At 70.5% G+C, this 11,330-nt stretch carries 8 protein-coding genes; 4 read left to right on the top strand and 4 right to left on the bottom strand.

Annotated features, from left to right (window positions below):
- Positions 1-66: 66 nt before the first annotated feature.
- Both POL67_RS36430 and POL67_RS36435 read left to right on the top strand, forming a co-directional pair.
- A complete protein-coding gene (locus POL67_RS36430) occupies positions 67-588 on the top strand; it encodes a hypothetical protein (RefSeq protein ID WP_271925240.1) in 522 nt (173 codons plus the stop codon).
- A 322-nt stretch (positions 589-910) separates the two neighbouring features.
- A complete protein-coding gene (locus POL67_RS36435) occupies positions 911-2,896 on the top strand; it encodes a DsbA family protein (protein ID WP_271925241.1) in 1,986 nt (661 codons plus the stop codon).
- Between the two features lie 470 nt (positions 2,897-3,366).
- On the opposite strand, the gene POL67_RS36440 is transcribed toward POL67_RS36435, so the two are convergent.
- From POL67_RS36440 to POL67_RS36450, 3 genes are all read right to left on the bottom strand, one after another.
- On the bottom strand, positions 3,367-6,792 hold the full coding sequence (locus POL67_RS36440; RefSeq protein ID WP_271930954.1) for a GspE/PulE/PilB domain-containing protein: 3,426 nt from the start codon (positions 6,790-6,792) through the stop codon (positions 3,367-3,369).
- A 172-nt stretch (positions 6,793-6,964) separates the two neighbouring features.
- Positions 6,965-8,128, bottom strand: a complete 1,164-nt coding sequence (locus tag POL67_RS36445) for a hypothetical protein (RefSeq protein WP_271925242.1) — start codon at positions 8,126-8,128, stop codon at positions 6,965-6,967.
- A gap of 40 nt (positions 8,129-8,168) precedes the next feature.
- The gene (locus POL67_RS36450; protein ID WP_271925243.1) at positions 8,169-8,909 is read right to left on the bottom strand and encodes a sensor histidine kinase; all 741 of its coding nucleotides are present in this window, start codon (positions 8,907-8,909) and stop codon (positions 8,169-8,171) included.
- A 269-nt stretch (positions 8,910-9,178) separates the two neighbouring features.
- Here POL67_RS36450 and POL67_RS36455 point away from each other — a divergent pair, with 269 nt between their 5' ends.
- Entirely contained in the window at positions 9,179-9,607 is a 429-nt protein-coding gene (locus tag POL67_RS36455) for a response regulator (RefSeq protein ID WP_271925244.1), read from the top strand.
- A 53-nt stretch (positions 9,608-9,660) separates the two neighbouring features.
- Here the strand turns inward: POL67_RS36455 and POL67_RS36460 are convergent, their stop codons facing one another.
- Positions 9,661-10,083 (bottom strand): response regulator, encoded by a 423-nt coding sequence (locus POL67_RS36460; RefSeq protein ID WP_271925245.1) that lies wholly within the window; start codon positions 10,081-10,083, stop codon positions 9,661-9,663.
- A gap of 377 nt (positions 10,084-10,460) precedes the next feature.
- Between POL67_RS36460 and POL67_RS36465 the strand changes: the two genes are divergently transcribed.
- Positions 10,461-11,246 (top strand): sensor histidine kinase, encoded by a 786-nt coding sequence (locus tag POL67_RS36465; RefSeq protein WP_271925246.1) that lies wholly within the window; start codon positions 10,461-10,463, stop codon positions 11,244-11,246.
- Positions 11,247-11,330: the final 84 nt, after the last annotated feature.

The following is an 11,330-nucleotide window of genomic DNA, read 5'->3' on the forward strand; positions in this document are numbered from 1 at the left end:
GCGCGACTTGGGTGGAGGACCGCAGGCAATTGCCGCAGGCCCTCCGGTCGGCTATGAATGGGTCGGATGTTGCGGTTCGCGGTTCTTCGTGCGCTGGCCGTCGCGGCGGTATTCGCCGTGGCGTGGCTCGTGCCGCTCCGCGCACACGCAGCGATCGTGCCGGCTTGCGAAGAAGATGCTTCGTCGTCGCTGGGGTATGCGCCGCGTGTGGCGCAACCGGAGAGCGAGGACGAGGTGGACTGCACCGCGCCCACAGCGCCAAACGACGAGGTCGATCCTCAGATCGCGGCGATGTGTGACGAGCGCGGCGCCACGGCGGTCGCGCCAGGGCGGATCCACCCAGAGACCGACGCGCGCATCGACGCGGGGGTCTCGTGTGACGGGACGGCGTTTGGTCCGGCCCTCGGTCCCTCCCACGGCGAACAGAGCCCCCTCGCGTCGTTCTTCGCGACCGTACCGGACGCCATGCTTTCGGCGTCCTTCGATCTCCGACCGGCATACGCCGTCGAGCTCCCGGCGTACCCGCCGGTGGAGGGCGCCCCGCTTCGGGGTGTTCGCCGAGAGATCGATCGGCCTCCTCGCGTCTAGTTGTGGTCGTTGTCGCGCGGGATCGCGCGACAACGACGGGCCGTTTTGATCGCGCGCGCGTGCAGATGGCGTGCGTGTGGCGAGCTCCGACGGCCTTCGTGACGGAACGCGAAGAGGAAAAACTCGCGAATCGGCTTTGCGCCCCTTCTGGTTGAAGGCAGGGGGGCGCCGTCGGTCCGCACGTGTCACGGCAGCGTCGATCGAAAGACGACGCGCGAGATCGTGGATTTTCGCCCTGTCGGGGCGATCAAGGTGTCGGCTCTCGCGGCGCGAAAGGAGCGCCACGCGGGCAGCACCGTGCCTGGAAAGAAAGAGAAGAAACATGAACAAAGGAACCGCCATCGTCGGCTTCCTTCTCTGCTTCATGGCAGGGATGGCGCTGATGTGGGGCATCGATCGCGGCGCCGGTGGCCACACGGCCAGCGCCGAAGCGACGCAGGAGTACGTCGCCGGCGGGACGTGGGATCACAGCGACGCGTCGGTCCCCGTCTCGTCGAAGGATCCCACGTGGGGCAGCCCGAACGCGCCCGTCACGCTGGTGCTCTTCAGCGACTTCGAGTGCCCCTTCTGCAGCAAGGTGGAGACGACGTTGACGCAGCTCCGCGAGGCGTACGGCCCGCAGAAGCTCCGCATCATCTGGAAGTCGAACCCGCTGCCCTTCCACAAGAACGCGCGTCCCGCGTCCGTCGCGGCCGAGACCGTGTTCCGCATCAAGGGCCCCGAGGCCTTCTGGAAGTTCCACGAGGTGGCGTTCCAGAACCAGCGCGCCCTCACGCCCGAGAACTTCGAGCAGTGGGCCGTGCAAGCAGGCGTGGACAAGGCCAAGTTCAAGGCCGCCTACGACAAGCAGGAGTTCGCCGCGAAGGTGGACGCCGACCTCGCCGCCGGCAAGGCCGCGGGCGTCTCCGGCACGCCGGCAGCGTTCATCAACGGCATCCTGCTCAGCGGCGCGCAGCCGATCGACAAGTTCAAGTCCGTCATCGACGAGCAGCTCAAGGCCGCCGACGCCGCGATCAAGGCCGGCACGAAGCCGGAGAAGGTCTACGCCAAGCTCTCGCAGGAGAACAAGGCGAAGGCGCCTCCGCCGGCAAACCGCGACCAGGCGCAGCAAGAGGACAAGACCGTCTGGAAGGTGCCCGTCGGCACGTCGCCCGCGAAGGGCCCCGAGACGGCGCTCGTGACGATCGTCGAGTGGTCCGATTTCCAGTGCCCCTTCTGCAGCCGCGTGGTCCCGACGCTCGACGAGGTCGTCAAGACCTACGGCGACAAGGTCCGCCTCGTCTGGAAGGACAACCCGCTGCCGATGCACCCGCGCGCCGAGCCGGCCGCGGAGCTCACGCGTGAAGCCCGCGCCCAGAAGGGCGAGGCAGGCTTCTGGGCCGCCTACGATCTGCTCTGGAAGAACCAGCAGAAGCTGACCGACGACGATCTCCTCGGCTACGCCAAGGAGCTCGGCCTGAACGTCGACAAGGTGAAGACCGCGATCCTCGACAAGAAGTACGGCGCCGAGATCACGGCCGACCAGGACCTCGCCGACGAGCTCCAGGCGAGCGGCACGCCGCACTTCTTCATCAACGGCCGTCGTCTCGTCGGCGCGCAGCCGATCGAGAAGTTCAAGGCCGTCATCGATGAGGAGATCAAGAAGGCGCAGGACCTTCTCTCGAAGGGCGTCGCCGCGAAGGACCTCTACAACGAGATCATCAAGGACGGCAAGACGCCGCCGCCGCCCGAGAAGAAGACGGTCGACGTGGCCCCCGCCGACTCCGCCTGGAAGGGCAGCGACAAGGCGAAGGTCGTGATGCAGATCTTCAGCGACTTCGAGTGCCCCTTCTGCAAGCGCGCAGAGGACACGGTCGCCCAGGTCGAGAAGGCCTACGGCGACAAGGTGAAGATCGTGTGGCGCCACAAGCCGCTGCCGTTCCACAAGAGCGCGATGCCCGCCGCCCTCGCAGCCGAGGAGGCCAAGAAGCAGAAGGGCAACGAGGGCTTCTGGAAGATGCACACCGCGCTCTTCAAGGGCGCCGGCACGCCGGACGCTTTCGCCCGCACGACGCTCGAGAAGTACGCCGAGGAGCAGGGTCTCGATCTCGGGAAGTTCAAGTCCGCCCTCGACTCCGAGGCGCACAAGAAGTTCATCGAGAGCGAGAGCGCCGTGGCCGACAAGGCCGGCATCAGCGGTACGCCCGGCTTCCACATCGCAGCCGCAGGCAAGACGGAGGGCTACTTCATCAGCGGCGCCCAGCCGTTCCCGAAGTTCAAGAAGCTGATCGATCTCGTCATCAAGGAGAGCGGCGCCGCAAAGAAGTGAGCGGTCCGCATTCCTGACGATCGATGAACCACCACGAGGGGGCCTCACCGCCCCCTCGTGGCTTTTTGTCTACCCGCAGGCGGTTGCGCCGGGGCGCTGCCCCGGACCCCGCGGGGGCTGTTCGCCCCTCGACCCGAACCAGGGCCAGCCCTGGACCATTTGGGGAAGAACTGCGCGATGCGCAGTTCTTCCCACAGGCCGGTGGCAAGACCGTGGACGTTGTCGCACGCAGCGGCACGTTGCTGGTGGAGACGTCAGCGTTGCGGTGTTGGTTGGCAGGGTCGTCGCCGGTCTTGACCCTGGCTGTTCGATGAACTGCGCATCGCGCAGCTCATCGACCCTGCGTCCAGCGCTTGCGCTGGTCCGGGTCCAGGGGTGGACAACCCCGGGGTTTGGGGCGTAGCTCGGCTTGCCGAGCGTAGCCCCATCGTTGAACAGACGGGGCCCGGGGTGAAACCCCGGCGCAGCGCTCAACTGCGCTTCTTGTGGCGGCCTTCTTGCTCCCACCAGAGGACGTAGCGGACTTGCGTGGCTTCGCGTTCGTCTTCGGGGAGATCGTCGTAGTAGCCGAGATCTCGGCCGACGATGGGCGCGAGTTCCTCTGCTGCGGCGCGACGGATCGTGGGTGATTCGGAGAGGAGTGCGTCGATGAGCCACTCGACGCGGCTGCGTGTGGCGTTTGGGGTCCACCAGTCGTTCCACGCGCGGGCGTCGCGGCGGAAGTCGTGCCGCGTGACGTGTACGAGCGCGCGGTGTGCGGCTTCGACGAGCTCTGCGGTCGTCTCGCCGAGCGTCGCGATGAGCACGGGGACTGATCTCGGTATCGCGAGCTCGCCGAGGGTCTCGATCGCGAGCAGGCGCCGGCCGGCGCGTTCGGTTGCGTTTCGCGCGAGACGCTCGAGTGTCGGGAGGAGCAGCGCCTCCATTGCGGGGCCTGCGGTGATGAGCGCTGCGGCTGCGCGACGCGCGACCCGACGAACGGGGGCGGTGTCGTCGAAGAGGCGCACGAAGACGGGTTGCGCGCTCTCGGGGTAGACGAGTTCGCCGAGCAGGTGCGTCGCCCAGAACCGGATGTCGGGATCGCCGGCTGTGCTGCGCACCTCGAGGAAAGGCACGGCGGGGCGGCCCATCGCGACGAGCAGCGCGAGCAGAGGGCCGCTGCGCGAGGCGAGCGGGAGCTCTGCGCCGCGCGAGAGGACACGCGGGTCGATGCGCAAAGGGCCAGGGAAGCGGGCCATGATGGCCTGCATCGCGGCCTCGCCGAGACGGACGATCTCCTTCTGCGCCTCGCCGTCCTCCGTGCCGGATTCGAGGTACCTCTGCACGAGGGTGACGGGATCTGCGCCCGCTGCGCGTGCGCGGCTCGGAAGCGTGCTGCCCACGGGAGCGACGTTCCAGTCGGCGGACGGAGCCGCGCTGGGCTCGTTCGTGGCCGAGCGGTGGACCCATCCATCGAGCGGCGGGCCCGGGAGCGTCTCCGGCGGGCCCGGCGTGTACTTGTCGCCGCCTGGGGGCGGGACGCGCACGGGCGGCGCGGGCGTGGCTGGGGTCGGGGGGACGTCGGGCGGGGGCGCGAAGGCGTCGGGCGGAGGCGCTGGCGCGGTGGGCACGACGGGCCGCACGGGGGGCACGGGAGGTGTGGGCGGCGCGGCGATGGCGTTCGGCGGCGGCTCCGGGGGCAAGGGCTGCGCGCCGAGGCCCAGGGAGGCCTTGCTGCGGCCGCCGAAGCTCGGTGCGACGGCGCGGCGGGCGGCGCGCGGGGGGGGCGCCGCGGGCGCAGGGCCGGCCTCCGGAAGCCGGGCGACGTCCGTGATGGGCGGGGGCGGTGGTGTGGTGGGGCCGAGGCGCAGACGGCCCGTGGCGACGACGCCGAGGGGCGTGCGCCGCCGACGGGACGCGGGGCCGCCGCGACGGTTGGAGAGGTCCCAGGTGCTGTCGGAGTCGGGCGGGCGCGGGGCGAGGGGCTCGGCGCGGGGGACGACGGCGTCCGGCGCGGGCGTGGGGCTCTGGAGCGTCTCCACGAGCGCCGGGGCCGACGGAGCCGGGGCCGGGGGCGCAGGGGCCGCAGACGCGGAGCGCGGGGGCGCGGGGGCGGGCCGGGGCGCGGCGCTCGGCTGGCTCGAAGCGATGCCCGCGAAGGAGGTCTCGTCCGTGCGCGGCAAGGCCGCAGACGGCGGGCTCGCGTGGAGCACGGCCGGCGCCATCGCCGAGGCGGACGGCAAGGTCACGGCGATCGAGGAGATGGCCGCCGGCGGGGATTTCGGCTCGGCCGCGGGCAGTTGTGCAGGATCGGCGGCGTCCGCGGGGCGCGCGGGCAGCTCGAAGGCGCGCGCGAGCGCAACGAGGCCGCCCTGCCGCGCCGCGCCCTGGGCTTGCGGCGGAGGCGCGGGCCTGGGCGCGCGCTTCGCCGGGGCGTCGTCGACGGCTCCGCCGCCGCGCTTCTTGCGCAGGATGGCGCGCTCGATTGCCTCGGCGGTGAGCCCCGCGATGGCGATGACGTCCCCGAGCGCCGAGAGCTCGACGTCGACGGCGCCGTCGTCGCCGTAAAGCAACGCGACGGTTCGGTTTCGCACGACGATCGGCAGGACCAGCACGGCCGCGGCGCGCGTGCCGGCTTCGGTGCGGCCCGATCGACCGAGCTCGGAGATGATCTCGACGTCGAGGTCGCCGACGGCGGGCGGCATGATCACGGGCGCCCTTCGCTCGCGGGCGAGGGCGAGCAGGCTCGGGCGGCCGAGGGGCACGGCGAGGGACATGAGCCGCGCCGCGCCCGCGCCGGGGCCCGCGGCGTCACGCCCGTCGGCGACGTCGCCGTGCACGACGAAGAGCGACGTGTACTCGAAAAACTGGTGGGCGAACGCGAAGAAGATGTCGAGGACCGCGTCGGTCGTGGTCGCCTCGCCGAGCTCCTCCTCCGCCATCGCCGCGGTGAACGGGCCCTTGCGGCGAGGTCGCGCCGCGCGGCGCTCGGGCCCCTCGACGACGCGTGTCTTGCGCTCGCCGGTGACCGCGCGGCGGAGCACGCTGGCGCTCGTCCGGGTGCGGTTCGACTCGCGTCGCACGAGCCGCTCGGGCCGGCGCGAGACGGGCGCCTCTTCCTCGTCGGCCGCGTCCGCGATCGGCGCGGGCTCCGGCGGCGCGGCGATCGTCTCGGGCATCTCGTCGCTGGTGAGCGGGCGCGGTGCGGGCGCAGGCGCGGCGACCGGCTTCGGCTCGATGACCTCGACGGTCGGCACGGGCTTCGGGTGATCCGAGCGCGCGGCGCGCGCAGCCAGCGGTGTGGCCGAGAGCCTCGTGCGCGTCGGCGCGAGCGGCGGAGGCGCGCCCGCGACGAGCGTGTCCGGCGTCTGCGTGGGCGGCTGCGGCGTGGCGACGGGAGGCTCCGCGATGCGCTCGGGCGGCGGGCGAAAGGTGCCGCGGGGAGGCTCCGTGCTCCGCGGCGGCGGCACCACCGTCGGGCTCGGATCGGGCCGGCTTTCAAGCTTGGCGACGAGCCGGAGGAAGCGACGATCGAGCGGGATCTGGTAGGCCTCGGCGATCGCCTGGCGGATCCGCACGAGCGGCGCGACGCTCTGCCGGATCTCGACGGCGAGCGCGAAGGCGAGGTCCCCTTCGACGGCGGGCGAGAGGGGCTCGGCGGTGGCGATCGTGAGGACACGTCGCGTGAGCGCGAGCGGGAAGATGCCGTGCCTGATCGCGAGATCCCCGGGCACGAGGCGTAATACCGGCGCGGTCGGCAGCGGGAGCTTGCCCGAGGGCGCCTCTTCGAGGCCGAGCACCTCGGCGAGCAGCGGCACGAGCATCTCCTCGCGGGCGCCGCCGACCTCGAGCAGGTTCGTCACGAGGTCACCGCCGTGCACGACCTGCCGCGCGATCGCCTCTTCGAGGGAACGCATCGGCACGCCACGCTCAGCGAGCGCGGAGCTCAACATCGATGAAGGGGCTCGGTCAGCCAAGGCGTTTCGAGCGATGGTAAACGAAGTTCGCCCGGGAGGCACAAGGGCGAAAGGGGGCCCGGGGCGTCGAGCGCGGCGCGCCCACGCCAAGCCCCCACGCGCGGGACGACGTTCAGGGCACGGGCAAGAGCGACACGGGCGGAAGGCGCTCCGGCACGAGGGAGCCGACCTCGCGGCTCGACGCGCGCTCGAAGATGTGAATCGCAGGCGCGCCGTGGGCCTTATCGCCCAAGAAAACGTGGCGCCCCACCACCGCGAGGCCCCCGTAGTCGTAGTTACCGCCCTGCCCACCTTCCCGCGTATCGGCCAGGACGATCGGTTCGGTTTTTCCGGACGGATCGAAGCGCACGAGGCGCGTCGCATTCTCGAGCCCTGTGCCCGCGATGATCGCATACGCCTCGTCCGGCGCGGCGAGCTCGATTTCGGCGATGGAACCCTCGAACGCGCTCTCCTCGGCGATGCCCGTCACGGAGAGGGTGTCGAGATCCACGATCGCAGCCGCGTACCCGTCGTCGATCGCGTAAAAATCGCCCGGCATCGCCAGCACCATGGTCCTGCCCGCGGGATCCCATGCGACCGGCCTCATGCGGCCGAACGGGTTTTTCCCGCCGAGGTCGACGGAGCCGACGACGCTGCGCGAGGCCACGTCGATCGCCACGAGCGCGCCGTTCTCCGCGGGTTTCCACGTGCGGCGATCGAGGCGCTGCACGGTGACGAACACGCGATCGCCGACGACACGGAGCGCCTCGACCTCGGGCAGGCCGTCGATGTCGGCGAACATCGAGAGATCCACCGTCCCGCCAAAGCTCCCATCCGGCTCGATCACCGCGACGCCGGGCTGCTCATACCGCGCGACCCACAACCTCCCTTCGGCGTCGAGGTCGGCGTCGTGCGGGTTGTGCGGGCCGCCTGCCTTGCCGCCCGTCGCGAGGTCGAACGTCGTCTCGGATTCGCCAAACCCGACCCACGTCCGCGTGAGCGCGAGCGAATCCGGATCGACGCGGCGGACGAGCCCTTGATCACGCACGCACACGAACGGCCCGCCGGAGCCGAACGAGAGCAGCGGATCGACGCCGAGCGCGATGTCCGGGATCTCGGTCAAGCAGCCGGCTTCGTCGATGCGCCCGAGGCCGCTCGCTTGCAGGTTCGTCGCGAGCATCACGAGGGCGCCGTCGAGCGCGACGCCGCTACATGTGTGTGCGGCCCCGGCAGGCTCGGAGCAGCCCGCGAGGAGCGTGAGTCCAACACCCAGGAAGAAGACCGCAGCGCGTGCCATGCGGGCGAGCGGAGCATGCCCGTCTGGTCGTCGCAAGCGACTACCCGGCGCGCGCCTTCTCGGGCTCGGGCGGGATCTCGGAGGCCTTGCGCAAGGAAACCACGCCGCGGAGCGTGAGCCCCGACTCGCCCGGCTCCACGACGAGCGAGCCGCCGTGCGCTTCGAGGATCGCTCGCGCGATCGGCAAGCCGATGCCGAGCCGCAGCTTGCGCCGGCCGTGCGTCTCGCGTGCGACGATCTCCCGCTCGACGAAGGGCTCGAAGAGGCGCGCGAGCACGTCCTTGGGCACGGCGTCGCCCTCGTCCCGCACGCGTATGATCGGCGCGCCGTCCCGGACCTCGACCGTGACGTGCACCGTGCCCGCAGGCGCGCGCAAGGTCGCCAAATCGACGACCGAGGTGAGCGCCGTGGCGAGCAGATCCACGTCGCCGACGAGCGTGGAAGCGGCGTCGGCGTCGTTCGATTCGAGGACGAGCCTCACGCCGCGCGTCTTCACGGTCGGCTCGATGCGCGACATCACCTCGTCGATGAGCTCGCCGAAGCGGATCGGCGCGAGCACGAGCGGCTTCTGGGTGTCGAGCAACCAGACGGCGTCGTCGAACTCCGCGAGCATCCGCGTGAGCCGCTCGCCGGCGCCGCTCACCCGCTCGAGCATCTCGCGCGTCGGAGGCGCGAGATCACGGCCGAACCGGAGCAAGTAGTGGACGCCGGCGAGCATCGTCGAGAGCTCGCCACGCAGGTCGTGGGCCACGCGGTCGAAGAAAACCTCGTCGACACTCATGAAGCACACTCTAGAGCCCGAGAACGGGCGCGGTAAGCGTTGACCGAGCACACGACGCACACTGCGTAGCACGCAGGAGATGCCGAGGAACGAGGAGATCGCGGAGAGAGCCGCCGGACGGATCGCGCGTCTCGCGAGGACGAAGATCGCAGAGACCGCGCCGCCGCATTGCGCATCGCGAGCGCCGGTCCAAGACATGGGGGAGCGAAGCGTCTCGTCGCGCGCGTTGTCGCGCGGACGTCGAGCTGCGCGCAGTCGGAGGGGGCGGGATGGCGGAGACGATGGGCGGGGCGAGCGAGATGGAGCAGACGAGCGCGTTTCGCCCGCGGGTGCTCATCGTCGACGACGATCCCGACTTCCTCGCGATCGCCGAGGCCTCGCTCGAAGCACACGGCTTCCAGGTCGAGCGGGCGAAAGGCGGCCTGCGCGGCGTCTTCCTCGCCACGCAGGACGTGCCGGACGCCGTCCTGTGTGACTTGCGCATGCCCGGCATCGACGGGTTCGTCGTCGCCGAAGCGCTGCGCTCCGATCCCGCGACCCAACGCATGGCGCTCTTCGCGTGCACCGGGCGCCGTGATCTCTCCGCGCGCGCCAAGCTCGCGAACAGCGCGTTCGACGCCGTGCTCGTCAAGCCAGTCGACTGGGACGAGGCTGCCCGCCTCTTGCGTGACGCCATCCGCGCGCACGCCCACCCGTGAGCCCTCGGACGCTCTCATGTTCCCCCCCTTTTGCTCGTCGCCGGTTCGTGCGGCTATCGAGCTCGCTTGCCGAGGACGCGCTTGATCTCGTTCACCAGCGCGTCGGGCAAGCATGGCTTCGTCAAGAACGAGTCGCAGCCCGCTTCTTTGGCGTCCTTCGAGTGCCCCGCGAGCGCGTGCCCCGTGAGCGCCACGATCGGGATGCCCTTGGTGCGCTCGTCGTTCTTCAGGAACCGCGTCGCCTCGAGTCCGTCGAGCTCGGGCAACGACAGATCCATGAGGATCAGATCGGGCAAGAGAGAGAACGCCTGATCCAGCGCCTCCCGCCCCGTCGAAGCCTGCGCCACGCGGAACCCGGAGAACGAAAGAAACTCCGTGAACATCTCGCGGTTGTCATCGAAGTCGTCGACTACGAGGACGAGCGGCGAGAGGCCGCCGTGTTGTTGCCCGAGCCCAGTTTCGTCTGTCGTCTTCACGACGTAAAACCCCCGGTCATTCGATGGAGCGCGTCGCCGCCGACCCCTCACCCGCGGCGCGGCGTGCGTCGCGAGCAAGGGTCGATGATAGCCGCACGCGCGGAACCTCCGACACGGAATCATGCCCTTCTTGGGCCGTGGAGACAGGCCTGAGCGGCATATCGGGAGAAACCCGACGCGATGCTTCCGGACATCGCAGCACGGATGGCGGAGTGAGGCGATCTCCGACTGCATCGGTCACACGAGGTCGCGTTACCCTGCCAATCAAAGAGGCGATCGTGGCCGAAGCGAGGAAACGCAAACAAGCAAGCAAGTCGGCAAATGGGCCTTCGCGGAGCACGACGCGCCCCGCGACGAAGCGCGCTCGCATGCCGGCGGTGCAAACCAAAGACGCGCGTTACGTGGCCGAGCTCGAGCGTCGATGCCGAGAGCTCGAGCGTCGCGCCAAAGCTTCCGAAGCGCAGCGCGCGGAGCTGCTCACCATCGTCTCGCACGACCTGCGCAACCCGCTCGGCGTGGTGATGGTGACGACGACGCTGCTCGCGCGCGAGCTCGGCGGAGATCCGGCGCATGATCGTCAGCTCCAGACGATCAAGCGCGCCGCGCTGGAGATGAACCAGATCGTCGAGGACCTCGTCGACGCCGCGCACATCGACGCGGGCAGGCTGCCGATCGGGCAGGAGGTGCACGACGCAGCGTCGATCGTGGAGGCCGCGACGCTCGCCGCCGCGCTCGCCACGGCGCAACGGCCGATCGCGGTCGTGAAGGAGGTCGCTCCGCACCTGCCGGCGCTCTACGTGGATCGCGCCCGCGTGCTGCAGGTGCTCTCACGGCTCGTCAGCAACGCCGCGCGCTTCATGCAGAAGGGCGGGTCGATCACGATCCGCGCCGAGCCCATGCCCTCCGGCGCGCGCTTCTCGGTGACGGACACGGGGCCTGGGATCGCCGAGATCGACCGGCCGATGTTGTTCTCGCGCAGGCCGCCGGAAGGGCGCCGCGCGTGCCAGGGCATGGGCCTCGGGGTCTACGTCGCCAAGGGCATCGTCGAGGCGCATGGCGGGCATATCGGCGCGCAGAGCGAGGTGGGGCGTGGGAGCACAATCCACTTCACGCTGCCCGCGGCCGACGGAGCCGCGCTCTCGAATCACGATCGCAGGGATTGAACGAGGCGCGGAGGGGGCGCGAGGGATACGCCTTCGCGAGGGGAACGCGGGATCGAGCGGGCGCCGCGAGAGGCGCCCGCTCGA

It is taken from the genome of Polyangium mundeleinium (assembly GCF_028369105.1).
Taxonomy (GTDB): domain Bacteria; phylum Myxococcota_A; class Polyangia; order Polyangiales; family Polyangiaceae; genus Polyangium; species Polyangium mundeleinium.